The sequence below is a fragment of the Bradyrhizobium retamae genome (genome assembly GCF_001440415.1).
In the GTDB taxonomy this organism is placed as follows: Bacteria; Pseudomonadota; Alphaproteobacteria; order Rhizobiales; family Xanthobacteraceae; genus Bradyrhizobium; species Bradyrhizobium retamae.
This window is the reverse complement of record NZ_LLYA01000160.1, coordinates 36196-60053: the sequence shown is the minus strand read 5'-3', so window position 1 is coordinate 60053 and position 23858 is coordinate 36196. Positions and strand designations below refer to the sequence as shown.

Here is a 23858-nt window from a genome sequence, read left to right as displayed (position 1 = left end):
AAGCAATCAGCCGCCGAGCTGACCCTTGGTGGAAGGCACCTCGCCCGCCGCGCGCGGATCGATCGCAACCGCCGCACGAAGCGCCCTCGCCAGACCCTTGAAACAGGATTCGGCGATATGATGGCTGTTCTCGCCATATAAGGTCTCGACGTGCAAAGTCACGCCGGCGTTGATGGTGAAGGCGTTGAACCATTCGCGCACCAACTCGGTGTCGAACTGACCGACCTTGTCGCGCGGAAAGTCGACCTTGAACACCAGCACCGGCCGGCCCGAAATGTCGATAACGACGCGCGACAGCGTTTCGTCCATCGGCATGTGGATCGAAGCATAACGGGTGATGCCGGCCATGGTGCCGAGCGCCTGCTTGACGGCCTGGCCCAGCGCGATGCCGACGTCCTCGGTGGTATGGTGGTGGTCGACATGCAGATCGCCATCCGCCTTGACCGTGATGTCGATGCGGGAATGCCGGGCCAAGAGATCGAGCATATGGTCGAAAAAGCCGATGCCGGTCGAAACCTTGGACACGCCCGTGCCATCGAGGTTCACCGCGACCTCGATGTCGGTTTCCTTGGTCTTGCGCTTGATGGACGCTGTGCGCATGAAACTGCTTCCCTTGGGCCGCTTGGGGCCGAAAACGCGGCCCTTTTAACAGGCGGATATCACCTTCGCTACTGCGGGATGACGTTTGAAGGGCTGAACTTCGCCCTATGGTGACCGGATTCGGGGGTGAAACGGCGCGATTGTAACCCCTCCCCTCAACTCCTAAATCTGACTCGAGAGAGGGCGATCCATGCAAGCATCTGAAAACAACCTGCCGATCTGGCACGGCACCACGATTTTGACGGTCCGCAAGGGCGGCAAGGTGGTAATCGGCGGCGACGGCCAGGTCTCGATCGGCCAGACCGTCATCAAGGCCAACGCCAAAAAGGTCCGGAAACTCGGCAAGGGCGACGTGATCGGCGGTTTTGCCGGGGCGACCGCCGATGCCTTCACCCTGTTCGAGCGGCTGGAGAGCAAACTTGAGCAATATCCGGGGCAATTGACCCGCGCGGCGGTCGAACTGGCCAAGGACTGGCGAACCGACCGCTATCTGCGCCGGCTGGAGGCGATGATGATCGTCGCCGACAAGGACGTCTCGCTGGTCCTGACCGGCACCGGCGACGTGCTGGAACCGGAAGCCGGCGTAATGGCGATCGGCTCCGGCGGCAATTATGCCCTGGCGGCCGCCCGCGCGCTTGTCGATACCGACAAGGATGCCGAGACCATCGTGCGCCGCGCGCTCGATATCGCTGCCGACATCTGCGTCTACACCAACCGGAACGTCACGATCGAAACGCTCTGAGGAGCCGCCGGTCATGGCGCCGGAATATGTCTTCCGCCCGATGGCTGTGGCCGACCTGCCCTTGATACGGCAGTGGCTCGCGCGGCTGCATGTGCGCGAGTGGTGGGGCGAACCCTCCGAACAATATGAACTGGTCAGCGGCGATCTCGATGAACCGGCGATGGATCAGTTCATCGTCTCGGCGGGAAGTAACGATTTCGGCTACCTGCAGTGCTACGACCTGACGGCGTGGAATTCAGGCTTTGGCGAACATCCGCGCGGCACCCGTGGCATCGACCTCTTCGTCGGCGAGCCGGACATGATCGGGCGCGGCCATGGTTCGGCTCTCATCAGGGCCTTCGTCGAGGACCGGTTGAGGCGCGGCGCGCCGCGCATTGTGACCGATCCCGATCCGGCCAATACCCGAGCCGTGCGTGCCTACGAGAAGGCGGGTTTTGAAAAAGTCGGTATGGTCGATACACCTGATGGCCCCGCTCTATTGATGGTCCGCAACGCATGACCTCCACCAACAGTATCGAGAAAGCTCCAGTCACGCTTTCGGGCCGACACTGGATATTAATCGCAGCTGGCATCCTCGCGGCGCAAGCTGCGATCCTGTACGGGATGGGACGCCTGCCGATCTGCGCCTGCGGCTATGTCAAACTCTGGCATGGCGTCGTGCAGAGTTCGGAAAACTCCCAGCACATCGCCGATTGGTATTCGCTATCGCATATCCTGCACGGCTTCCTGTTCTACGGCGCCGCCTTCCTCGCGTTCCCGCGCCTGGCCTGGCAGGGCCGCCTGATACTCGCCATCCTGATCGAAGGCGGCTGGGAACTGGTCGAGAATTCCGACTGGATCATCAATCGCTACCGCGCCGGCACGATCTCGCTGGATTATTTCGGCGATACCATCGTCAATTCGATTTCCGATATGCTCTTCATGATCGGTGGCTTCCTGCTGGCGAGGAAACTTCCCGTGGCAGTCACCGTCGCTCTTGCAATGTTGTTCGAGCTGGTGATGACGCTCCACATTCGCGACAATCTGACGCTCAACATTATCATGCTGATTCACCCCTTCGAAGCGATCAAGCTGTGGCAAGGTGGCCCGCCGATCATTTAGCGGCCTCGTGCACCGCTTGCTCTCGCAACATTGGACACCTACCTAGGACCCATGACCGACTTTTCTCCCCGTGAAATCGTCTCCGAACTTGACCGCTTCATCGTCGGCCAGGCCGACGCCAAGCGCGCGGTATCGATCGCGCTGCGCAATCGCTGGCGGCGGCTGAAGCTCACCGGCTCGCTTCGCGAAGAGGTGCTGCCGAAAAACATCCTGATGATCGGGCCGACCGGCGTCGGCAAGACCGAGATCGCGCGGCGGCTGGCAAAGCTCGCCGGCGCACCCTTCATCAAGGTCGAGGCCACGAAATTCACCGAGGTCGGCTATGTCGGGCGCGACGTCGAGCAAATTATCCGCGATCTCGTCGAGGTCGCGATCGTGCAGGTGCGCGAGCGCAAGCGCAAGGATGTGCAGGCCCGCGCGCAACTTGCCGCCGAGGAGCGCGTGCTGGACGCGCTGGTCGGACCGGCCTCCAGCCCGGCGACCCGCGATTCCTTCCGCAAGAAGCTGCGCGCCGGCGAGCTCAACGACAAGGAAATCGAGATCGAGACGCAATCCTCCGGCGGCATGCCGATGTTCGAGATTCCGGGGATGCCGGGCGCTCAGATGGGCGCGATCTCGATCGGCGACATTTTTGGCAAACTTGGAGGGCGAACCAAGACCCGCCGGCTCACGGTTGAAGGCTCGCACGAGATTCTCGTCAACGAAGAGTCCGACAAGCTGCTCGACAATGACCAGGTCGTGCTGGAAGCGATCGCGGCAGTCGAGAACAACGGCATCGTGTTTCTCGACGAGATCGACAAGATCTGCGTGCGCGAAAACCGCCTCGGCGGCGACGTCTCGCGGGAGGGCGTGCAGCGCGACCTGCTGCCGCTGATCGAAGGCACCACCGTCACGACCAAGCACGGCGCGGTCAAGACCGACCACGTCCTGTTCATCGCCTCCGGCGCGTTTCATATTGCCAAGCCCTCGGATCTGTTGCCGGAATTGCAGGGCCGCCTGCCGATCCGCGTCGAGCTGGAGGCGTTGACCCGCGACGACATGCGTCGCATCCTGACCGAACCGGAAGCGTCGCTCATCAAGCAGTATGTCGCGCTGATGCAGACAGAGGGCGTGACGCTCGATATCACCGACGACGCCATCGACGCGCTGGCTGATATCGCGGTCGCCGTCAACTCGACGGTCGAGAACATCGGCGCGCGGCGGCTGCAGACGGTGATGGAGCGCGTGCTCGACGAGATTTCATTCGCCGCGCCGGATCGTCATGGCGAGACCATCAAGGTCGATGCCGAATACGTGCAGAACCACATCGGCGATCTCGCCAAGAACTCGGATCTGAGCCGGTTTATTTTGTAGCCGTCACGTCCACCGCCGTCGTCCCCGCGACAAAGACATGCCGCCGCTCCAAGCGAGATTAGATACGCGCCCGCCGCACCCGCACGTACAGGGCACCCTCGCCGCCATGGGCGACATGGGCTTCCTCGAAGCCGACCACCAGCGCGCGGAATTCCGGTAGTCCGAGCCATTGCGGCACCTGACGGCGCAGCACGCCGCGCTCGGACTCAGAACCCACCTTGCCTTTGCCGGTGATGACGAGCACGAAGCTCAGCCCGTCATGATGGGCGCGCCGCAGGAAACCGAACAGCGCGCGATGCGCACGCGTCTGCGTCATGCCATGCAGGTCGAGCCTTGCATCGATCTCCTTGCGACCACGCGACAGATGCGATCGCTCGCGACGGCCGATCGGCGCCAGCGGCGGCGGTTCCGGCCTTGAAGGCGCAACTATTCGCGCCGGCGCGACGTGCCTCGGTGAAGCGGCGGCTTTCGGAGCCATCTTGTGCTCGGCTTCCGCCGGAGCAGCCGACGGCTTCGAGGCGCGGTGCCGCTTGCGCAGCGGCTTGACCTGCTTGGCGACGCTCTCCCACAGCGCGCGCTCCTCTTCGCTTAGGCCGCGCTTGCGGCGCGGCGGCTCCGGCAATTCGGGAATCAAACTCGACGACCGGCGTTTCATTGACGATAGCGATATCGGCGCATGTGACGCGGCTGCGGCTTTGTCGAAACCGCTTCAACCTTCGGCCGCGGTTCTGGAAGCGGTACTGGTTTTGCTACGGCAGCCTGGACGGCCGGGGCCAGCGGGGGCCCAGATGCAGACGATGTCGTCGCCTGCATCGTGGACTTGGCGTTGGTCGCCGCCGTAACATCGGACGGCTTTCCGGCATTCTTCGGATCCTTGGACGGATCCTTCGATGGATCGGTTTGCGGGAACAGTTTTGCGATCGTCTCCGACGGCCGCTCGTCGGGCACCGGCATCTTGCGGCCACGCGCCATCGGATCAAGGCTCTTCGGCACCAGGATCACGAAGCGGGCATTGTGGCGGAGGCGGCCGGACACCTTGCCGGCATCGAGACCGGCGCCGAAGTAGAGATCGGCGCGCGCGGGGCCGACGATGGCGGAGCCGGTGTCCTGCGCAATCATCAGGCGGCGAAACGGTGTCTTCGATCGCTCCGATTCGATCGGCAGTTCGCCTTCGATGAAGAACGGCGTGCCATAGACATGCAGTGATTTGTCGACGGCGATCGACCGGCCCGGCGTCAACGGCACGCCCTGGGCGCCGACCGCCTCGTCCTTGTCGGAAAGCTGCACCTCGCGGAAGAAGACGTAGGACTTGTTCTGCCGCCGCAGCTCGTCGGCCTCGTTAGGATTCTGTTCCATCCATTCCCGGATCTTCTGCATCGACATCTGATCCTTGGGGATGATGTTGCGTTCGATGAGGATGCGGCCGACCGGCGTATACGGAAAACCATTATGCGCATCGTAATTGATGCGAACGGTCGAGCCGTCGTCGAGGCTGACCCGCGCCGAGCCCTGGATCTGCGAGAATAGCAGGTCAGTCTGGTCCTTCAGCCAACAGATTTCGAGGCCGCGGTCGGCGATTGCGCCATCCTCGATCTCGGCGCGATCGTAATAGGGCACCAGCTTGCGGCGGCCGATCTTGCGGAACACCTGGCCCTTGTTGGGCAAGCCGGCCGAGCTCTGCGTGGTGCCACGGACGAACAGGTTCGAGGGCCGGCGATAGACCGGCACTTTGTAGACCTCGTTCTCCGTCCGTGAGCCGTCGACAATGGGTTCGTAATAGCCGGTAACAAAACCCTCGCCTTCACCAAGCCGCGAAATGCGCAAGGGAAGAAAGTGCTCCTCGAAGAAGGCCCTCGCCTTCACGCCATCTGATAGTTCGAGGCTCCCGGCGATACGGCAGGGATCGCGGAGCGATGTGCCGAGTGCTTTTGGATCGGCCGGCGGCTTTTGCTGTGCCGCTATCGGCCTGCAGCTCGTGCGAAATGCCTTGTAGGCGGCGAGATGATCGTCCTCGCTCCAGCCCGCGATCTCGGACCAGGCGACCGGCGCGTACTGGCCGCCGCTAATCTGAAACGGGAATTCGAGCGGTGGGTATGGCAGGTGGCGGACGGGCTGCGGATGCGAAGGCTTTTGCGCACGTGAATGGCGCACTGCTGCGGCATCCGATGGTGCGATCGAGCACGCCAAAGCGAGCGCGCCCAGCGCAAGCCCCGCAAGGCTTTGCGTCTTAGCCCGCGCTTCCGGTGCCAACCAGCTTCCAGTTCGGATCGCGAGAGCTCGTGTCGCGCGCGAAAGTCCAGACATCGGTGATATCGGCGACCTTATCGGGGTTGCCATCGACAATGGTGCCGGTTTTGTCGCGTGTGACCGAAATCATCTGCGACACGAAGCGAACCGTCAGTTGCGCCGCGCGGTCGCGGGCTTCCGCATTCACCAGCTCGGCCTTGTCGATCGAAACAAACCGCGTTTCGGTTTTCTGCTCGTGCTTCTCGCGATCCTTGATCACGGCCTCGAAGCTCTCATAGACTTCGCTCGACAGGAGATCCTTCAGCGCCCGGCGGTCGCCATTGGCGAACGCCAGCACGATCATCTCGTAGGCGCTGCGGGCGCCGGAGAGAAAGTGCCGCGGATCGAATGAGGAATCCTGGGCGGTGATGGCGTCGAGGCCTGCGGCGAGCGGCGTGCCCGGCTCGGCAATGCCTTTCCAGCGATCGGCCGGCGCAATATCGGCATTGGGCGCCAGCGGCGTCTGATCGATGACGGTACCCGGCATGGGAACGACGTTGTTGTCCTGCGTACGCTGCACGACGTTGGGAGCGGCGCGATCATAGGGCGGACGTTCGCTCCCGGTGCGCTGTCCGAGGACGCTGCGCAGGCGCAGGAAGATAAAGACCGCCAACGCCAGGAAGATGATGGTATAAATATCCACGTCGTATTCGCTTTCTGGTTCCAGCGCCGGCAACGGGCCCGGCGGTCGAGCGTTCCCTGATGATAAGCTCTCTTACGAGATTTCCCTGAGAACGGCAGAGATTACATCGATCGAGACTGCAGCATGTAGGCATGAAACTGCGCCCGGCCAATGGCGCGTTTTGGCGCGGGGTAATTGTAGCGCGTTTTGGCGACGAGGGGAAACCCGATCATGGCCGGAAATCACGCACATTCAATTATTTAAGGTCTATTCTGCGCGGCTGGCGGGGCGGTATTAGGCATATCCGCCACAATTGGCGGCCGGGCTGGTCTGTGGCCGAGCCGTCGTCCTTGTGGAATGAGCAGGGGCTATGATAGCCACTCGCCCGGAAAACGCATTCTCAGACGAACCCGGGCCGCGCTCGCGAGCGCTTCAGGAGAGATTTCATGACCAACGGCAACGGCGCGCCTCCCGAACAGGCCCCTCCCCAGCTCAACGTGCTGGCCCAATACATCAAGGACCTGTCGTTCGAGAATCCGAACGCGCCCTCCTCGCTGGCGCCGCAACAGCAGCAGCCGGCGATCAACATCCAGATCAACGTTTCGGCGAATAACCTCGCGCAAAACGAGTTTGAAGTGACGCTCTCGATCGAGGGCAAGGCGGAAAATGCCGGCAAAGTGATGTTCAGCTTCGAACTCGCCTATGCGGGCGTGTTCCGCATCGTCAACGTGCCGCAGGAACAGCTTCATCCACTGGTCATGATCGAATGCCCGCGGCTGTTGTTCCCGTTCGCGCGCGAGATCATCGCGACCGCGGTGCGCGACGGCGGCTTCCCGCCCTTGATGCTCGATCCCGTCGATTTTGTTGGCCTGTACCGCCAGAACATGGAACGGCAGGCCGCGGCACAGGCGGCTTCGGGCGCCAAGCCGAGCTAAAGGCGAGCGGCGGCTTGGTTGCCGCTAGGCCGTTGCCGGAAGAAAATCGTTCCAGATCGGCTTGTCGCCCAAGGTGGCGATGAAGGCGCGATGGGCCTCGCGATCGGCCTCGGTGATTCGCGGCGCCACCGGTATTTCGCGCTGCCGGCGTGGCGTATCACCAATCCCGCTGGTAACCGTGATGCGGGTTTCCGACGCCAGGATCAGTTGCGACTGCCGCGCGCCGATCAGGTCGATATAGACCTCGGCCAAGAGCTCGGCGTCGAGCAGCGCGCCGTGCTTGGTGCGGCGGGAATTGTCGATTGCATAGCGCGAGCAGAGATCGTCCAGCCGGTTAGACACGCCGGGATGCTTGCGGCGCGCCAGTAGCAGCGTATCGACCAGCCGGTCGCGCAGAATCGGCTGCCGCTTGATGCGGTCGAGCTCTGCATTGATGAAGCTGATGTCGAACGAGGCGTTGTGGATGACGAGCGGTGCGTCGCCGATGAATTCCAGGAACTCCTCGACCACTTCGGTAAACAGCGGCTTGCTGGCAAGGAACTCGGTCGACAGGCCGTGCACGGCAAAGGCTTCCGCCGGCATGTCGCGCTCGGGATTGATGTAGCGGTGAAACGTCTGCCCCGTTGGCATGCGGTTGAAGATCTCGATGCAGCCGATTTCGACCAGCCGATCGCCGCGCAGCGGATCGAGGCCCGTGGTTTCGGTATCGAGAACGATTTCGCGCATGGATGTGAGAGACCGAAGTTTCGACGAATCAGGTCCGCCGCTGCGGCATCTTAACAACCTCGGCCAGAATGTCGCGGATCCGCGCGCGCACCGGGTCCAGCCCATGCGAGGTATCCACCACGAAATCCGCGCGCTTGCGCTTTTCGGCATCGGGCAATTGCCGCGCCAGAATGGCGTCGAGGGCCTCTGATGTCATGGTGCCGCGTGCCAAAATTCGCTCGCGTTGGGTTTTCGGATCGGTCGTGACCACGACCACCGCATCGACGCGCTTCTCGCCGCCGGTTTCGAACAATAGCGGAATGTCCATCACGACAACCGGTGCGCCGGACCACTCGGCCTCATCGAGAAATTTCTGGCGGGACGCGCCGAGCATTGGGTGAACGATCTGCTCGAGCTGCTTGATGGCAGCAGGGTCATGAACCACCTTGGCGGACAATTTGGCGCGATCGACCTTGCCGTCCACCGTCGTGCCGGGAAATGCGGCTTCGATCGCGGGTGCCGCCTCACCTTCATAGATTTCGTGAACGGCCGCGTCGGCGTCGTACACCGGCACGCCCGCCTCGGTGAATAGTTTTGCGGTGGTGGATTTCCCCATCCCGATCGAGCCGGTGAGTCCCAGGATCCGCATCAGATCGCCGTTGCCAAAGTAATGATCCTAAACATTGAGCAAACCCTCGCCGCGCAGGAACGCCAATAACGGCAACAGCGGCAGGCCGAGAATTATGAAGTGGTCGCCCTCGATCCGTTCGAACAAATGCACGCCCAGCCCTTCGAGCTGATAGGCACCGACGCTGGTGGTGACCGCCTGCCCGGCCTGATCCAGATAGGCTTCGATCTCGCTCTCTCCCAAGCGCCGCATCGTCATTCTGGCAGTGCTGGCGTCGGAAAACACTAGCTTGCCGTCACGGGCAACCGCAACGGCGGAGTGCAGCTCGTGTGTCTGGCCGGCAAGCAACCGCAATTGCTCTGCGGCCTGCGCACGCCCAGCCGGTTTGCTGAACAGCCGGCTTCCCAAAGCCAGCGTCTGATCAGCGCCGACGACATAACGACCAGGATTTCTCGACGACACGAAACACGCCTTCTCGCGCGCCAAGAGGCCGGCGATCTCACCCGGCGCGGAAAGGCCTGAATTCTTCTGCACGGATCGTTCGTCGATATCGGCAGGAACGGCGTCGAAGAAAATGCCGGCGTTGGCAAGCAGCATTTGCCGCGCGCGGCTCTGCGAAGCGAGAATCAGCGGGTGTTGTCCACGCCAAATGGTCATCTTGGCTGCGTCATTCCGGAAGCCGCTGCCGCTGGCGATCGGTGAACAGTTTTAGCACGGCCGCCGCGGTTTCCTCGATCGAACGCCGTGTCACGTCGAGCTGCGCCCAACTGAACCTGGCGCTCAGTTTTCGGGCATAGGCTACTTCGTCGGCCACTGCCTGACGATCAATGTAATCATCATTGGGGGTATCGGCGCCCATGCTCAGCAAGCGATTTTGCCGGACCTGGATCAGCCGCTCCGGCGTTGCATGAAGGCTGACGACCAAAGGTTTTTTCAGCGTCTCCAGTTGGTGCGGCAGCGGAATGCCCGGGACCAGCGGCACGTTCGCGGTACGGACGCCGCGGTTGGCGAGGTAGATCGAAGTCGGCGTCTTCGAGGTGCGGGATACGCCGACGAGAACGACATCCGCCTCTTCCAGGCCTTCGACGTGCTGCCCGTCATCATGCATCATGGTGTAGTTCAGGGCGTCGATGCGCTTGAAATATTCCGCGTTCAGAACGTGCTGGGCACCTACCCTGCCCGTCGTCGCCGCGCCCAGATAGGCCTCGAACAACTGCATCACCGGACCAATGATGGAGAGGCTCGGTATGTTGATGTCCCTGCACTTGGCTTCCAGCCGGGCGACCAGATCCTTTTCCAGCAATGTGAAGAGCACGATGCCCGGTGCTTCCTCGATTTCGTCAAGCACGCGGTCGAGCTGCTTCTGGCTGCGCACCAGCGGATAGACATGTTCGACCGCCGTCACGTTGGCGTATTGCGCGGCGACCGCGCGCGCCACCGTGATCAGCGTCTCGCCGGTCGAGTCCGAGACCAGATGAAGATGAAAATAGTTGCCGGTCGTGGGCACCAGAACCCCTGTGTATTCCTGTGAATCCTGTGGAGCATAACCGAGATATCCGGCCCTGGATCGTCGCCTTCGGGAAAACCCTTGTTTTCTTCACAGGGCCTCACGCGAGGACAAGTCCAACGCCTCGCGGCAATGATAGTGAGAAGCTGTGGATTTGTCTCTTCATAAGCTGACCACAAAACATCGCAAGCGATTGATGCTCGTGGTGTTATCAGGACGATCCGGTGTTTGGTCCCAATTGGTGAAGGATGTGAACAAGCCTCGCAAAGAGACTGGACGGTTTTGTATGAGTCCAAATCACCGCCACTAAGACTCAAACCTAAGATTCTAAAATTATTAGTTTAGAGAAGCGGTGCTTTGCGGATATGTCTTGCGTCCCAAGCTGGCGGAGCTTCTTCGCAACGCTTGAGAAGATCGGAACGTTCCGGAAATCAGGGCGGCTGCAATGTACGAGTGGATCACGATCACGGCCTACCCGTGGATCAAGGCGCTGCATGTGATTGCCGTCATCTCGTGGATGGCCGGCATGCTCTATCTGCCGCGGCTGTTCGTCTACCATTGCGAAGCCGAGGTCGGATCGAAGCAGTCCGAAACCTTCAAAGTGATGGAGTGGCGCCTGCTGAAGGTGATCATCAACCCCGCGATGACCATCACGTGGCTGGCCGGCATCTATATGGCCTGGAGCGGACATTGGTACACGTCCGGCTGGTTTCACGCCAAACTGACGCTGGTGCTGATCCTGTCGGGTGTCCACGGCTTTTTTTCGCGCTGGGTTAAGGATTTCGCCGTCGACCGGAATACCAGAAGCCATAAATTCTATCGTATTATCAACGAGGTACCAACTGTCCTGATGATCTTTATCGTCATCCTGGTGATCGTGAAGCCGTTCTAGGGCGCCCCTTTTCGTGGGTCGGTCGGTTTCCCACCTGCTTGCGAAGCAGCGGCCGATTTTCTATATTATCGAAATCCCACCCCACGCAGGCGGATGTGGCTGCGTTCCGGCTCCTTCATTGGACCGGCCGCCGCATCAGGTTTGAAGCCTCACCGGCGCTTTCCTTGCTTAGACCTGCGGACCTTCCATTTTTCGTGTCCGGCTTTCCCCAAAGCCAGCTTCGCACCCCTCTTAAAAGACACTCCACAGGACCACCCCAATGCGGGAAATGAAACTCCAAGACCTCAAATCGAAAACGCCGGCCGAGCTCGTCACGTTCGCCGAAGAGAGCGGGGTCGAGAACGCCAGCACCATGCGCAAGCAGGAGCTGATGTTCGCCATTCTCAAGCAGCTCGCGATCCAGGAAATCGACATTATCGGCGAAGGCGTCGTCGAGGTTCTCTCCGACGGCTTCGGCTTCCTGCGCTCGCCCGACGCCAACTACCTGCCCGGCCCCGACGATATCTACGTCTCGCCCTCGCAGATCCGCCGCTTCGGACTCCGCACCGGCGACACCATCGAAGGCCACATCCGCAGCCCGAAAGAAGGCGAACGCTATTTCGCGCTGCTGAAAGTCAACACGCTCAATTTCGAAGATCCGGAAAAGTCCAAGCACAAGGTCAATTTCGATAATTTGACGCCGCTGTTTCCGGATCAGCGCTTCCGTCTCGAGCTCGAAGACCCGACGCGAAAAGACCTTTCTGCACGGGTGATCGATATCGTCGCCCCGATCGGCAAGGGCCAGCGCGCGCTGATCGTGGCGCCGCCGCGCACCGGCAAAACCGTGCTGATGCAAAACATCGCGCACTCGATCACGGCCAATCATCCGGAGTGCTACCTGATCGTGCTTCTGATCGACGAGCGTCCGGAAGAAGTCACGGACATGCAGCGCTCGGTGAAGGGCGAGGTGGTGTCGTCGACGTTCGACGAACCGGCGGTGCGCCACGTTCAGGTCGCCGAAATGGTGATCGAGAAAGCCAAGCGCCTGGTCGAGCACGGCCGCGACGTCGTGATCCTGCTCGACTCGATCACGCGTCTCGGCCGCGCCTACAACACCGTGGTGCCGTCATCGGGCAAGGTGCTGACCGGCGGTGTCGACGCCAACGCGCTGCAACGGCCGAAGCGATTCTTCGGCGCCGCGCGCAACATCGAGGAGGGCGGTTCGCTCACGATCATCGCCACCGCGCTGGTCGATACCGGCAGCCGCATGGACGAAGTCATCTTCGAAGAATTCAAGGGCACCGGTAACTCCGAGCTGATCCTCGACCGCAAGGTCTCGGACAAGCGAACCTTCCCGGCGATCGACATCTCGCGATCCGGTACGCGCAAGGAAGAGCTGATCACTGATCCGCAGCTTCTGAAGAAGATGTATGTGCTGCGCCGGATCCTCAATCCGATGGGTACCATGGACGCGATCGACTTCTTGCTCGACAAGCTCCGTAACACCAAGAACAACTCCGAGTTCTTCGACTCCATGAATACCTGAGCCGCCAAGCCAAGCTTAGGGGAGGGCGCCTCGCACTGCGGGGCGCCTTTTTCATGCTGTGGTCGTCGCTGCGGCGACGATGCAGCGACGGAAAATTCGCGTTATTGATTGGTTAACCAAATAAGTTATTGAATTTTATATTGTTTATTCGGTCTGGAGACCAGGGCAGGGCGCCGCTCCCGATTTTGCAGCATCGCTGCTGCACCAATAAGGTCAGCGGATATTGGCCTGCGTTCTCAGACCCCGAATCGAAACTACGTTGCCTTTTCAGGACCTCCCGCACAAATAGGCTATGCATCCGCGGGACCAGACCATTTTTGCACTATCGTCGGGCCGGCCACCGAGCGCGATTGCCTTGGTGCGCGTCTCGGGTCCGCAGGCCGGGAAGCTCGTGACGGCGCTGGCTGGCAAATTGCCGTCGCCGCGAATGGCCACGCGGGCGCTCCTCCATGATGTCGGCCAGCGGCCGATCGATGATGCCGTGGTGTTGTGGTTTCCGGGTCCGGCCAGCGCGACCGGGGAAGACGTCGCGGAATTTCACGTGCATGGCGGACGCGCGGTGCTGGACGCGTTGTTCACGACGCTTTCTGCGTTCGAAAATGTGCGTCCGGCCGAGCCCGGCGAATTTACCCGGCGCGGCTTCGAGAACGGCAAGCTCGACCTCACCGAGGCCGAAGGACTCGACGATCTCATCCATGCCGATACCGATCGGCAGCGGCGCCAGGCGCTTCGCCAATTGAAGGGGCTGCTTGGCGACCGAGCTCGCGACTGGCGTGCGCGGATCATCGAAGCGTCCGCCCTGATCGAAGCTGGGATCGATTTCTCGGACGAGGGCGACGTGCCGGCAGAATTGATCGCGCCGGCGTTGGCGAAAGTCGAAGTGCTGTCGGCTGAGATCGAGGAAGTCCTGGCGGAGCAGGGACGGAGTGAGCGGCTTCGCGATGGCCTCGTCGTCGCGATCGCCGGGCCGCCGAATGTCGGCAAGTCGACGCTGATGAATCAGCTCGCGCGCCGGGAGGTCGCGATCGTCTCGCCGCACGCCGGCACCACGCGAGACGTCATCGAGGTGCAGCTCGATCTCGACGGCTATCCGGTGACCGTGATCGATACCGCCGGGATTCGTAAGACGGACGATCCGGTCGAGCAGGAGGGCGTTCGTCGCGCCAGGGCTCGGGCAACGGATGCGGATCTCGTGCTGTGGCTCTCTGACTCGCCGGGGGTAGCGATCGACCACGATGGGGATGCACCGGTTTGGAGCGTGCGAAACAAGATCGATCTTGAACAGATAGGTCGGCCATTGGCCGATGCGTCAGGGCAGGGCGTTTTTCAGATCTCTGCGAGCCGAGGCGATGGCTTGCCTGAGCTGATCGCGGCGCTGGTTGGTTTCGCGCAAAATTACTTTGGTGGCGGCGAGGGTGGTCTGATCAGCAGAACCCGGCAGCGCCTACTCTTGCAGGAGACCGCGGTCTCGCTACGGCGCTGCGTTCAGGTAGTCGGGCGGGGCGAGGAACTGGCGGCGGAGGAATTGCGCATGGCAGCCCATTCGCTGGGGCGGCTCTTGGGACGGGTGGATGTCGAGGACATTCTGGACGTTATCTTCCGGGAATTCTGTGTAGGTAAGTGAGCCTTCCCTACCCTGTTTCACGTGAAACAGTTCCGTCCGTTTGAACGTTTCACGTGAAACGCCAGGCCCTCAAATCCCCCATCGAGCAATTCTTTCTTCCGCGTTTTCCAACTCCGCGATAGAAGTCGCGACATGATTTTCCAGGCAGACTCCTTCGACGTCATTGTTATCGGCGGCGGCCACGCCGGTTGTGAGGCCGCGAGCGCGGCTGCGCGGATGGGTGCGAAGGCGGCCTTGGTGACCCATCGGTTTGCGACCATCGGGGCAATGTCCTGCAATCCCGCTATCGGCGGTCTCGGCAAGGGTCATCTGGTCCGCGAAGTCGATGCTCTCGATGGCCTGATGGGCCGGGTGGCCGACGCCGGCGGTATCCAGTTTCGGATGTTGAACCGCCGCAAGGGTCCGGCCGTCCGCGGACCGCGCGCCCAGGCAGATCGCAAGCTGTATGCTGCGGCCATGCAGACGGCGATCCGGGAGACCGCCAATCTCAGCGTGATCGAGGGTGAGGCGGACGAGTTGATCGTCTCGAACGGCCGGGTGGCTGGAATTCGCTTGGTCGAGGGAAGGCAGCTTTCGGCGGGCGCGGTGGTCATCACGACGGGGACCTTTTTGCGCGGGCTCATCCATCTCGGCGAGAAGAACTGGCCGGCGGGCAGGGTCGGGGAGGCGCCTGCGATCGGACTATCGGCTTCATTCGAGCGCGCCGGCTTTACGCTTGGACGGCTGAAGACCGGCACGCCGCCGCGGCTCGATGGCACGACCATCGACTGGGCCGCCGTTGAGATGCAGCCCGGCGACGATCCACCTGAGCCGTTCTCGGCCATGACCGATCGGATCACGACGCCGCAGATCCAATGCGGGATCACTCGGACGACCCCGGCCACCCACGAGGTGATCAGGACCAATGTGCATCGCTCGCCGATGTACTCCGGACAGATCAAGAGCAGCGGCCCACGCTATTGCCCCTCGATCGAGGACAAGATTGTCCGGTTCGGCGATCGTGATGGCCACCAGATCTTCCTGGAGCCGGAGGGCCTCGACGACGCCACCGTCTACCCCAATGGCATCTCGACCTCGCTACCGGAGGAAGTCCAGCTCGCGATCCTCGCGACCATTCCCGGGCTCGAACGGGTGAAGATGGTTCGACCGGGCTATGCGATCGAATATGACCATGTCGATCCGCGTGAGCTGGAGCCGACCCTGCAGACCAAGCGGCTGCCGAGTCTTTTCCTGGCCGGACAAATCAACGGGACGACGGGATATGAAGAGGCGGCGGCCCAGGGAATCGTTGCCGGTCTGAACGCTGCGTTGATGGCGGGTGGGGCCGATCCGATTGTGTTCGATCGCGCTGACGGTTATCTCGGGGTGATGATCGACGACCTCGTGACCCGCGGGATCACCGAGCCATATCGGATGTTCACCTCGCGGGCCGAGTACCGCCTGACACTCCGAGCCGACAACGCCGACCAGCGCCTGACCGACAAGGGCATTGCCTTGGGCTGCGTCGGACAGGCGCGCGCGCGCCGGCATCGCGGCAAGATGGCCGCGTTGGAGTCCGGGAAGTCGCTCGCCAAATCGCTGGCGATCACCCCCAACGAAGCCGCAAAGTATGGCCTGGCATTGAACCGGGACGGCCATCGGCGGTCGGCGTTTGAGTTGCTTGCTTACCCGGAGATTGAGTGGACTGCCCTGCGCAGCATATGGCCGGAGCTCTCGGCCATTGATCCCTCGATCGCTGTGCATCTCGAGATCGACGCCAAATATGATGTCTATCTCAAGCGCCAGACCGCCGACGTCGATGCCTTTCGGCGCGACGAGGGTTTGGTCCTGACCGATATCGATTATGCAGATGTGCCCGGACTTTCCAACGAAGCGCGCGCCAAGCTCGAAGCGGCGCGGCCGCGGACGGTGGGGCAGGCGGGCCGGTTGGACGGTTTGACGCCCGCGGCGCTGGGTATATTGGCGGCGTATCTGCGTCGCGAGGCGCGGCGGAAGGACGCGAAGGCGAGCGCGTAAAAATCTGTTTCACGTGAAACGAGCATGTAGAATGGGTGGAATGTAGCGACCCATCGCCAGATGCTCCGGCGATTGATGGTTATCGCTTCGCTTCACCCGCCCTACAACTGCTGCGCTCAGCGAGACCAATATGGCGAAGGCCGCCGCTCCCAGCCCATCCCCAGTTCTGCCCTCGGACAAGGCTGCCGCTCTGGCCCTCACCCCCGTTTCACGTGAAACGGAGGCGCGGCTGAATCACTACGTCGATCTCCTCATCGAGTGGCAGACCAAAACGAATCTCGTGGCGCCGTCGACGCTTCCGACTCTGTGGACTCGCCACATCTCCGATTCGCTACAACTCCTCGACTTCGCGCCGTCCGCAAAGACGTGGGTCGATCTGGGCAGCGGTGGAGGCTTTCCCGGCGTGGTGCTCGCCTGCGTATTGGCCGAGACCCCGGGCGCCAATGTCCATTTGGTCGAGCGGAACGGCAAAAAGGCGGCCTTTCTGCGCGAGGCGGTCCGCGTGACATCTGCGGCTGCGACCGTGCATTTGGCGGGAATCGGGGATACTGTGGATAGAATCGGTAGCCGCATCGATTGCGTCACTGCGCGGGCGTTGGCTCCGTTACATCAGCTTGTCGGTTTCGCGGAACCGTTTGTGAGCAGTGGCGCGAAAGCGCTGTTCCTCAAGGGTCAAGATATAGAGGCTGAATTGACCGAAGCCACCAAATATTGGAATATTGAACCGCGACTCCATTCCAGCCGAACGGGCGGGCACGGCTGGATCGTCGAACTCGATCGGATCGAGCGGCGCAACCCCACCGCGATCACACATGGCGATCGGGCATGACCGAATTAGATGAGTTATATCAAGAGGATAGGGAGCCAACCCCACCACCTCATCCACGCATCCTGTCGCTCGCCAACCAGAAGGGTGGCGTCGGGAAGACCACCACCGCTATCAACCTTGGCACCGCGCTCGCGGCGATTGGCGAGCGCGTGCTGATCGTCGATCTCGATCCGCAGGGCAACGCTTCGACAGGCCTGGGCATAGATCGCCGCAACCGCAACTGCTCGACCTACGACGTGCTGATCGGTGAAGCGCCGTTGCGCGGCGCCGTGGTTGCCACCGCAGTGCCGCGGCTGCACATCGCCTCCTCGACGATGGATCTATCGGGCCTCGAACTCGAACTCGGCACGACGCCTGGCCGTGCGTTCCGCCTGCGCGATGCGATCGCGGCCCTGAACAAGAACGCGGCGCCGGACACCGACTACACCTATGTGTTGATCGATTGTCCGCCATCGCTCAATCTTCTCACCGTCAACGCGATGGCGGCGTCGGACGCTATCCTGGTGCCGCTGCAGTGCGAGTTCTTCGCGCTCGAAGGTCTGTCGCAATTGCTGCAGACGGTGGAGCAGGTGCGCTCGACCCTCAATCCGAATCTGTCGATCCACGGCATCGTGCTGACGATGTTCGACTCGCGCAACAATTTGTCGAACCAGGTGGTCGCCGACGTCAGGCAATTCATGGGCTCCAAGGTCTACGACACCATGATCCCGCGCAACGTCCGCATCTCCGAGGCGCCGTCCTACGGCAAGCCGGTGCTGGTCTACGATCTCAAATGCGTCGGCAGCGAAGCCTATCTCAAGCTTGCGACGGAAGTGATCCAGCGCGAGCGCGAGCTGCGGACGCATTAGAGGGAATGCAGGATGGGTTGAGCGCAGCGATACCCATCAAAGCGCGCGATGAAGGTGATGGGTTTGCTTCGCGCTACCCATCCTATGCGCGCCGTCGCGAAAGCTGGTGGGCACGCTTCGCTTTGCCCACCCTACGAGCAACGAATTCTGTAGTGGAGTAGCCAAGTGAATCCTAGGGAGTTGGCGACGATGGCCGACGAAGCGCGTTCGCGATTGGGTCGTGGTCTTGCAAGTCTGATCGGGGATGTCGGCGGCGAGGCCGCGCATGTCGAACGGCCGCGCAACCCGCGCAAGGTGCCGATCGAATTTTTGAAACCAAATCCGCGCAACCCGCGCCGGACATTTTCCGATGCCGAGCTCGGCGAGCTCGCCTCCTCCGTCAAGCAGCACGGCGTGATCCAGCCGATCGTGGTGCGGCCGGTGAAAGGCGCGCAGGACCGCTATGAGATCATCGCTGGCGAACGGCGCTGGCGGGCGGCGCAGCTCGCCAGCTTGCACGAGGTGCCGATAGTTCCCATCGATGTCAGCGACAGCGACGCACTCGAGATCATGATCATCGAGAACGTGCAGCGCGAAGACCTCAACGCGATGGAAGAGGCGCAAGGTTATCACGCGCTGGCCGACGAATTCAAACGGAGCCAGGAAGACATCGCCAGGGAAGTCGGCAAGAGCCGCAGCCACGTTGCCAACATGATGCGGCTGACAAAGCTGCCGGCGGAGGTACAGGCCCTTATCGCGAGCGGTGAATTGTCGGCGGGACACGCCCGCGCGCTGATCGGCGTGCCCGATCCGCTGGCGGCCGCCAAGCGCATTGTCGCCGAAGGCCTCAACGTGCGTCAGACCGAGGCGCTTGCCCACGAAGAGGGCGTGCCAGAGCGCAAGCCGCAGAAGGCGCGCAGCGGTGGTGGCAAGACAAAGGATCCCGACACCATCGCGCTGGAGAAACGCGTCAGCGACGCGCTCGGCCTCACCGTGACCGTCAACCACCGCGATCCCGGCGGATCCGTCCAGATCAGCTATCGTAACCTCGAACAACTCGACGAGGTGATGCGGCGGCTGGAGCGGGGCGGCTGATAGGGTCCCTCTGCGTCATTGCGAGGAGCGACAGCGACGAAGCAATCCATTCCTCCACTTGCGGCGCTATGGATTGCTTCGCGGAGCCTGTCATCGGGCGCGCATTCGCGCGACCCGTTGGCTCGCAATGACGATCTGAAGCACCTTTCCTCACCCCCGCCGCTTGGCATTCACCGCGATCGACAGCAGCGTCCGCAGCGCGATGGCTGACGCCAGCGAGGCCTGCTTGCGCATGTCGAGGGCGGCGGTTCCGAGCTGATCGATGATCCCCGCCAGCCGCGCCGCGCTGAAATTGCGCAGCGCGATTTCGACGGCGCCCTTTCGCGAGAAGTGCAGGCGCGGATAGCCGCCCTCGAGCAAAGTCGAGACGGGCGTACCGTCAGCAACCGCAAGCGCCGATTTGTGCAGCCACGCGGCTTGACGCTGCGCGGCCGAGATGATCACGCCGGGATAGGTGCCGGCGACCATCGCCTTGGCGAATTCGCTTTCGACCAAATCCGGCTTGCCGGCAAACGCGCCATCGACGATCGGGTCGAGCTTCAGCTCGGACGCATCGGAGACGACGGTCATGACGTCGTCGAGCGCAATCTCGCCCCTGCCATGGGCATAGAGCGCGAGCTTGCGGAGCTCGTTGCGCGAGGCCTGGCGGTCGCCGCCAAGCAGCGACATCAGCACGGCGCGGGCATCCGCGGCGATGCGCAAATTGGAAGTCCGTAGTTCCTCGTCGATCAGCCTGGCGAGGTCGCGCTCGGTGTCGGGATAGCAGGCGATGGCGACTGCGCTCTTGGCGCGCTCGCAGGCCTTGCGCAGCGGCGATTCCGGCCGCAACTCGCCGGCCTCGATCACGATGCGGCAATCTTTGATCGGCGAATCGGCCAGCGTATCGACGCCGCTGGCAAAACTGCGGGAGCCGGCGCGCACACGAATGGCACGCCGGCCGCCGAACATCGGGATCGTCATCGCCTCGTCGACCAGTCGCGATGGCTCGGCGGCCAGTTCGTCGCCGTCGAGCCGCACCAGCGAAAAGGGATCATTGGGATCGTCGACTGCCGATGCAACCAGCGCGTCGGCGCGCTCGCGCACGAGACCGGCGTCGGGACCGTACAGCAGGATGATGGGGCGGCCGGCATCAGGCCGGGCGAGAAAAGCGTCGATGTCTTTTCCGCGGAGCGCGACCACGACGGAGACCTTCATTCGTCATTCCGGGATGCGGACGAAGGCATAAGACCCGGAATCTGGAGATTGTCGGAACGAGATTCCGGGTCCGCGCTTCGCGCGTCCCGGAATGACGATCGTTGTCAGGTGCCGGCGTAGAAGTAGGACGCGAGCCGAGTCTGGATGTTTTCCGCGATCTCGTTGGCGGCGCGGTCCTCGGCGTCGCGGAAGGCGCGGGCGCGGGCGAAGCGCTGCAACTGGCCAGGGACGTCGTAGGACACGCGGGAGAACGTGGTGCCCGTCATGACCGACTTGTTGGTGGCGAGGTCGATGAGATTGTACTGTGCGTCGATGCCGTAGTTTTCGCTCGACGGCAGGGCGGTGGCCGGATCGAGAATCAGCGAAGAGCGGCTGGTGTTAAATCGCAGCACCAGCCGATGGGTCGGCGGCATGCCGGTGGCGTTGCCGTAGAGCTTGAACGCCAGCGCGTTGCGGATCTCGACCTGAATTCGGGCTTCCCGCGAGGCGTTGTTCTTGTCGACCGGCGGAATCTCCACGCCCATCAGCTTTTCGCGCAAGCCGGGCTTGCCGTCCGTGCGTTCGGCATACATCGGCTGGAAACAGCCCGCTGTGAGCGCCGCCAGAGCGGCGACGGCGATGAGCCGAACGGCGATCCGGGTCCTAGCCAACGACATTCACGATCCTCATGGGAACTACGATTACCTTGCGGACGGTCTTGCCGCCGAGGGCGAGTTTTACCGCATCGAGCGCCAAAACGGCAGCCTCAATTTCCGGATTTTGGGCGACCCGTGGCACGGTGACATCACCCCGCTTCTTGCCGTTGACCTGGACCACCAGCGTCACAGTGTCTTCAACCAGCAGATCGCGTTCGATTTGGGGCCAGTTGGCCTCCGAAATCAGCCCGGACTGCCCCAGAACTTGCCAGCACTCCTCGGCCAGATGCGGCATCATCGGCGCGAACAATTGAGCCAGGATGATTGCGGCCTCCCGGACGGACCAGGCCAGATCCGGCGCCGGCTTGCCCTCACGGCCGAGCACCTCGGCCAGCGCATTGGTGAATTCACGGATATGCGCAAGGCAGACATTGAAATGCAGCCGCTCGATACCGGACGATACCTTGTCCAGCGCGCCATGGGCTGCCTTGCGTAAGCCAAGCGCATCCGCCCCGAACGAAGCCGGCCGCGCGGCCGGGGCCACCTTGGCGATTTCGGCGGATTCGTTGATCAGTCGCCACAGCCGCTGCACGAAGCGTGAGGCGCCCTGCACGCGCTCGTCGCTCCAAATCACGTCGCGATCCGGGGGCGAGTCCGACAGCATGAACCAGCGCGCCACGTCGGCGCCATAGGTCGCGATGATATCGTCGGGATCGACGGTGTTCTTTTTCGACTTTGACATCTTTTCGATCGCGCCGATCGTGACCTCCTCGGCGCTGTCGAGCAGCGTGGCCCGGCGGCCATTGCCGCCGGTTTCGACCTTCACCTCGGCCGGCGTCACGTAGGTGCCATCGGACTTGTGGTAGGTCTCGTGCACCACCATGCCTTGCGTGAACATGCCGGCGAACGGCTCGTCCATGCCGATGTGGCCGGTCGCTTTCATCGCGCGGGTGAAGAAGCGGCTATAGAGCAGATGCAGGATCGCGTGCTCGACGCCGCCGATATACTGGTCGACCGGCATCATCCGGTTGGCGACATCGGGCGTGGTCGGCGCCCTCTCGTTCCAGGGATCGGTGAAGCGCGCAAAATACCAGGACGAATCCACGAAGGTGTCCATGGTGTCGGTTTCACGCTGCGCCTTGCCGCCGCATTTGGGGCAGGTGACGTGCTTCCAGGTCGGATGATGGTCGAGCGCATTGCCGGGTTTGTCAAAGGTTGCGTCCTCCGGCAGCGTCACCGGCAGATCGGCGTCCGGCACCGGCACCACGTCGCATTTCGGGCAATGGATCACCGGGATCGGGCAGCCCCAATAGCGCTGGCGTGAAATGCCCCAGTCACGCAGGCGGAAGTTCACTTGCCGCTCGCCGACTGCCGCGTTGCCGCGTAGTTCAGTCTCCAGCCGCTTCGCAATCTCTTCCTTGGCCTGCTCAATGGTCATGCCATCGAGAAAGCGGGAATTGATCATGCGGCCGTCGCCGTCATAGGCGGTGTCGGTGATGACGAAACGTTTCGGGTCCTGGCCTTCCGGGCAGACGACCGGCGTATTGCCGAGATTGTACTTGTTGACGAAATCGAGGTCGCGCTGGTCGTGCGCGGGGCAGCCGAAGATGGCGCCGGTGCCGTATTCCATCAGCACGAAGTTCGCGACATAGACCGGCAGCTTCCAATTCGGATCGAACGGGTGGACGGCCTTGATGCCGGTATCAAAGCCCTGCTTCTCGGCGGTGTCGATGATCTCTTGCGCAGTGCCGATTCGCTTCACGTCCGCAATGAACTCGGCGAGCTTTGGATTCTTCGCTGCCGCCGCCTGGGCCAGCGGATGATCAGCCGAGATCGCCATGAATTTTGCGCCGAACAGCGTGTCGGGCCGCGTCGTGAAGATCTTTAGTTCAGATTCCCCCGCAGGTGTCGTTGCGGAATCGAGCGCGAAGCGGATCAGCAAGCCCTCAGAGCGACCGATCCAGTTGCGCTGCATCAGCCGGACCTTGTCCGGCCAGCGGTCCAGTCCATCCAGCGCGTCCAGCAGTTCCTGCGAGTACTTCGTGATCTTGAAGACCCACTGGTTCATCTCGCGCTGCTCGACGACGGCGCCGGAGCGCCAGCCGCGGCCGTCGATCACCTGCTCGTTGGCGAGCACGGTCATGTCGACCGGATCCCAGTTGATCTTGCGCTTCTCGCGCTCGGCCAGTCCCGCGCGCAGAAAGTCCAAGAACATCTTCTGCTGATGCTTGTAATAGGCGGGATCGCAGGTCGCGAACTCGCGCGACCAGTCGAGCGACAGCCCAATCGACCGCAACTGCTTCTTCATCGCGGCGATATTGTCGTAGGTCCAGGCCTTGGGCGCGACCTTGCGCTCGATCGCAGCATTCTCGGCCGGCAGCCCGAAGGCGTCCCAGCCCATCGGGTGCAGTACATTGAAACCCTTGGCGCGCATGAAGCGGGCCAGCACGTCGCCCAGCGTGTAGTTCCGGACATGCCCGATATGGATGCGCCCGGACGGGTAGGGGAACATCTCGAGCACGTAGTATTTCGGCCGCGGATCGTCGTTTTTCGAGGCGAAGATCGATTTTTCGTCCCACTGGCGTTGCCAGCGCGGCTCGGAATCACGGGCGTTGTAACGTTCGGAGGTCATGGAATCGCAGGGCTTTTTGTGAATTCGGGTCCCGTCCAGAGGACGGCGGACTAGGCCACAAAAGCGGCTGCGGGGTCAACGGGGTGGGACAGTGGGACGGGGCGTTTTGG

23 protein-coding genes are annotated in these 23858 nt (G+C 62.2%); 12 read left to right on the top strand and 11 right to left on the bottom strand.

Going from position 1 to position 23858, the window contains the following annotated elements; translation table 11 throughout:
* Nucleotides 1–6: 6 nt before the first annotated feature.
* A complete protein-coding gene (hisB, locus tag CQ13_RS22010; protein ID WP_028348312.1) occupies nt 7–600 on the bottom strand; it encodes an imidazoleglycerol-phosphate dehydratase HisB in 594 nt (197 codons plus the stop codon).
* A 190-nt stretch (nt 601–790) separates the two neighbouring features.
* On the opposite strand from hisB, the gene hslV reads away from it, so the two are divergent.
* The 4 genes from hslV to hslU are packed head-to-tail and all read left to right on the top strand — an operon-like array spanning nt 791 to nt 3796.
* Entirely contained in the window at nt 791–1342 is a 552-nt protein-coding gene (hslV, locus tag CQ13_RS22005; RefSeq protein ID WP_057844933.1) for an ATP-dependent protease subunit HslV, read from the top strand.
* A gap of 13 nt (nt 1343–1355) precedes the next feature.
* Nucleotides 1356–1841 carry a GNAT family N-acetyltransferase gene (locus CQ13_RS22000; RefSeq protein ID WP_057844932.1) on the top strand — a complete coding sequence of 162 codons (486 nt, stop codon included), beginning with the start codon at nt 1356–1358 and terminating at the stop codon, nt 1839–1841.
* Nucleotides 1838–2443: a DUF2585 domain-containing protein gene (locus tag CQ13_RS21995; RefSeq protein WP_057844931.1), complete on the top strand. Its 606-nt coding sequence runs from the start codon at nt 1838–1840 to the stop codon at nt 2441–2443. Before CQ13_RS22000 ends, CQ13_RS21995 begins: the two co-directional genes overlap by 4 nt.
* A gap of 51 nt (nt 2444–2494) precedes the next feature.
* Complete coding sequence (hslU, locus tag CQ13_RS21990; RefSeq protein WP_057844930.1) at nt 2495–3796, top strand: ATP-dependent protease ATPase subunit HslU; 1302 nt, start codon at nt 2495–2497, stop codon at nt 3794–3796.
* Nucleotides 3797–3854: 58 nt separating this feature from the next.
* Here hslU and CQ13_RS21985 read toward each other — a convergent pair whose 3' ends face one another.
* The 3 genes from CQ13_RS21985 to CQ13_RS21975 are packed head-to-tail and all read right to left on the bottom strand — an operon-like array spanning nt 3855 to nt 6725.
* The gene (locus tag CQ13_RS21985) at nt 3855–4451 is read right to left on the bottom strand and encodes a Smr/MutS family protein (RefSeq protein WP_057844929.1); all 597 of its coding nucleotides are present in this window, start codon (nt 4449–4451) and stop codon (nt 3855–3857) included.
* Nucleotides 4448–6046, bottom strand: a complete 1599-nt coding sequence (mltA, locus tag CQ13_RS21980; protein ID WP_082637572.1) for a murein transglycosylase A — start codon at nt 6044–6046, stop codon at nt 4448–4450. The genes CQ13_RS21985 and mltA overlap by 4 nt, the downstream gene beginning before the upstream one ends.
* The gene (locus tag CQ13_RS21975) at nt 6024–6725 is read right to left on the bottom strand and encodes a Tim44/TimA family putative adaptor protein (RefSeq protein WP_057844964.1); all 702 of its coding nucleotides are present in this window, start codon (nt 6723–6725) and stop codon (nt 6024–6026) included. The genes mltA and CQ13_RS21975 overlap by 23 nt, the downstream gene beginning before the upstream one ends.
* Nucleotides 6726–7150: 425 nt before the next feature.
* On the opposite strand from CQ13_RS21975, the gene secB reads away from it, so the two are divergent.
* Nucleotides 7151–7639, top strand: a complete 489-nt coding sequence (gene secB, locus CQ13_RS21970) for a protein-export chaperone SecB (protein WP_057844928.1) — start codon at nt 7151–7153, stop codon at nt 7637–7639.
* Nucleotides 7640–7663: 24 nt separating this feature from the next.
* Here the strand turns inward: secB and dnaQ are convergent, their stop codons facing one another.
* Genes dnaQ through CQ13_RS21950 form a run of 4 tightly spaced genes read right to left on the bottom strand, consistent with a single transcriptional unit; the run spans nt 7664 to nt 10479 of the window.
* Nucleotides 7664–8470 (bottom strand): DNA polymerase III subunit epsilon, encoded by an 807-nt coding sequence (gene dnaQ / locus CQ13_RS21965; RefSeq protein WP_283807515.1) that lies wholly within the window; start codon nt 8468–8470, stop codon nt 7664–7666.
* A complete protein-coding gene (coaE, locus tag CQ13_RS21960) occupies nt 8394–8993 on the bottom strand; it encodes a dephospho-CoA kinase (protein ID WP_057844926.1) in 600 nt (199 codons plus the stop codon). The genes dnaQ and coaE overlap by 77 nt, the downstream gene beginning before the upstream one ends.
* 27 nt (nt 8994–9020) lie before the next feature.
* On the bottom strand, nt 9021–9629 hold the full coding sequence (locus tag CQ13_RS21955) for a Maf family protein (protein WP_057844925.1): 609 nt from the start codon (nt 9627–9629) through the stop codon (nt 9021–9023).
* A gap of 10 nt (nt 9630–9639) precedes the next feature.
* Nucleotides 9640–10479 (bottom strand): pyruvate, water dikinase regulatory protein, encoded by an 840-nt coding sequence (locus CQ13_RS21950; protein WP_057844924.1) that lies wholly within the window; start codon nt 10477–10479, stop codon nt 9640–9642.
* A gap of 445 nt (nt 10480–10924) precedes the next feature.
* Here CQ13_RS21950 and hemJ point away from each other — a divergent pair, with 445 nt between their 5' ends.
* The 7 genes from hemJ (at nt 10925) to CQ13_RS21915 (ending at nt 19287) form a co-directional block, all read left to right on the top strand.
* Entirely contained in the window at nt 10925–11371 is a 447-nt protein-coding gene (hemJ, locus tag CQ13_RS21945) for a protoporphyrinogen oxidase HemJ (protein ID WP_057844923.1), read from the top strand.
* 259 nt (nt 11372–11630) lie between these two features.
* Entirely contained in the window at nt 11631–12896 is a 1266-nt protein-coding gene (rho, locus tag CQ13_RS21940; RefSeq protein WP_057834504.1) for a transcription termination factor Rho, read from the top strand.
* 292 nt (nt 12897–13188) lie between these two features.
* Nucleotides 13189–14520: a tRNA uridine-5-carboxymethylaminomethyl(34) synthesis GTPase MnmE gene (mnmE, locus tag CQ13_RS21935; protein WP_057844922.1), complete on the top strand. Its 1332-nt coding sequence runs from the start codon at nt 13189–13191 to the stop codon at nt 14518–14520.
* Nucleotides 14521–14652: 132 nt separating this feature from the next.
* Entirely contained in the window at nt 14653–16536 is a 1884-nt protein-coding gene (mnmG, locus tag CQ13_RS21930) for a tRNA uridine-5-carboxymethylaminomethyl(34) synthesis enzyme MnmG (RefSeq protein WP_057844921.1), read from the top strand.
* 130 nt (nt 16537–16666) lie between these two features.
* Nucleotides 16667–17365: a 16S rRNA (guanine(527)-N(7))-methyltransferase RsmG gene (gene rsmG, locus CQ13_RS21925; RefSeq protein ID WP_057844920.1), complete on the top strand. Its 699-nt coding sequence runs from the start codon at nt 16667–16669 to the stop codon at nt 17363–17365.
* Nucleotides 17362–18213: a ParA family protein gene (locus tag CQ13_RS21920; protein WP_057844919.1), complete on the top strand. Its 852-nt coding sequence runs from the start codon at nt 17362–17364 to the stop codon at nt 18211–18213. Before rsmG ends, CQ13_RS21920 begins: the two co-directional genes overlap by 4 nt.
* A gap of 189 nt (nt 18214–18402) precedes the next feature.
* On the top strand, nt 18403–19287 hold the full coding sequence (locus CQ13_RS21915) for a ParB/RepB/Spo0J family partition protein (RefSeq protein WP_057844963.1): 885 nt from the start codon (nt 18403–18405) through the stop codon (nt 19285–19287).
* Between the two features lie 150 nt (nt 19288–19437).
* On the opposite strand, the gene holA is transcribed toward CQ13_RS21915, so the two are convergent.
* The 3 genes from holA to leuS form a co-directional block, all read right to left on the bottom strand.
* Entirely contained in the window at nt 19438–20466 is a 1029-nt protein-coding gene (gene holA / locus CQ13_RS21910) for a DNA polymerase III subunit delta (protein WP_057844962.1), read from the bottom strand.
* A 119-nt stretch (nt 20467–20585) separates the two neighbouring features.
* Nucleotides 20586–21137, bottom strand: a complete 552-nt coding sequence (gene lptE / locus CQ13_RS21905; RefSeq protein WP_057844918.1) for an LPS assembly lipoprotein LptE — start codon at nt 21135–21137, stop codon at nt 20586–20588.
* Nucleotides 21124–23748: a leucine--tRNA ligase gene (gene leuS, locus CQ13_RS21900; protein WP_057844917.1), complete on the bottom strand. Its 2625-nt coding sequence runs from the start codon at nt 23746–23748 to the stop codon at nt 21124–21126. Before leuS ends, lptE begins: the two co-directional genes overlap by 14 nt.
* Nucleotides 23749–23858: the final 110 nt, after the last annotated feature.

Bases quoted from the DNA above. Each gene is read 5' to 3' on its own strand.
- hisB (WP_028348312.1), bottom strand. From the start codon at position 600: ATGCGCACAGCGTCCATCAAGCGCAAGACCAAGGAAACCGACATCGAG.
- hslV (WP_057844933.1), top strand. From the start codon at position 791: ATGCAAGCATCTGAAAACAACCTGCCGATCTGGCACGGCACCACGATT.
- CQ13_RS22000 (WP_057844932.1), top strand. From the start codon at position 1,356: ATGGCGCCGGAATATGTCTTCCGCCCGATGGCTGTGGCCGACCTGCCC.
- CQ13_RS21995 (WP_057844931.1), top strand. From the start codon at position 1,838: ATGACCTCCACCAACAGTATCGAGAAAGCTCCAGTCACGCTTTCGGGC.
- hslU (WP_057844930.1), top strand. From the start codon at position 2,495: ATGACCGACTTTTCTCCCCGTGAAATCGTCTCCGAACTTGACCGCTTC.
- CQ13_RS21985 (WP_057844929.1), bottom strand. From the start codon at position 4,451: ATGAAACGCCGGTCGTCGAGTTTGATTCCCGAATTGCCGGAGCCGCCG.
- secB (WP_057844928.1), top strand. From the start codon at position 7,151: ATGACCAACGGCAACGGCGCGCCTCCCGAACAGGCCCCTCCCCAGCTC.
- dnaQ (WP_283807515.1), bottom strand. From the start codon at position 8,470: ATGGGCTGGACCCGGTGCGCGCGCGGATCCGCGACATTCTGGCCGAGG.
- coaE (WP_057844926.1), bottom strand. From the start codon at position 8,993: ATGCGGATCCTGGGACTCACCGGCTCGATCGGGATGGGGAAATCCACC.
- CQ13_RS21955 (WP_057844925.1), bottom strand. From the start codon at position 9,629: ATGACCATTTGGCGTGGACAACACCCGCTGATTCTCGCTTCGCAGAGC.
- hemJ (WP_057844923.1), top strand. From the start codon at position 10,925: ATGTACGAGTGGATCACGATCACGGCCTACCCGTGGATCAAGGCGCTG.
- rho (WP_057834504.1), top strand. From the start codon at position 11,631: ATGCGGGAAATGAAACTCCAAGACCTCAAATCGAAAACGCCGGCCGAG.
- mnmE (WP_057844922.1), top strand. From the start codon at position 13,189: ATGCATCCGCGGGACCAGACCATTTTTGCACTATCGTCGGGCCGGCCA.
- mnmG (WP_057844921.1), top strand. From the start codon at position 14,653: ATGATTTTCCAGGCAGACTCCTTCGACGTCATTGTTATCGGCGGCGGC.
- rsmG (WP_057844920.1), top strand. From the start codon at position 16,667: ATGGCGAAGGCCGCCGCTCCCAGCCCATCCCCAGTTCTGCCCTCGGAC.
- CQ13_RS21920 (WP_057844919.1), top strand. From the start codon at position 17,362: ATGACCGAATTAGATGAGTTATATCAAGAGGATAGGGAGCCAACCCCA.
- CQ13_RS21915 (WP_057844963.1), top strand. From the start codon at position 18,403: ATGGCCGACGAAGCGCGTTCGCGATTGGGTCGTGGTCTTGCAAGTCTG.
- lptE (WP_057844918.1), bottom strand. From the start codon at position 21,137: ATGTCGTTGGCTAGGACCCGGATCGCCGTTCGGCTCATCGCCGTCGCC.
- leuS (WP_057844917.1), bottom strand. From the start codon at position 23,748: ATGACCTCCGAACGTTACAACGCCCGTGATTCCGAGCCGCGCTGGCAA.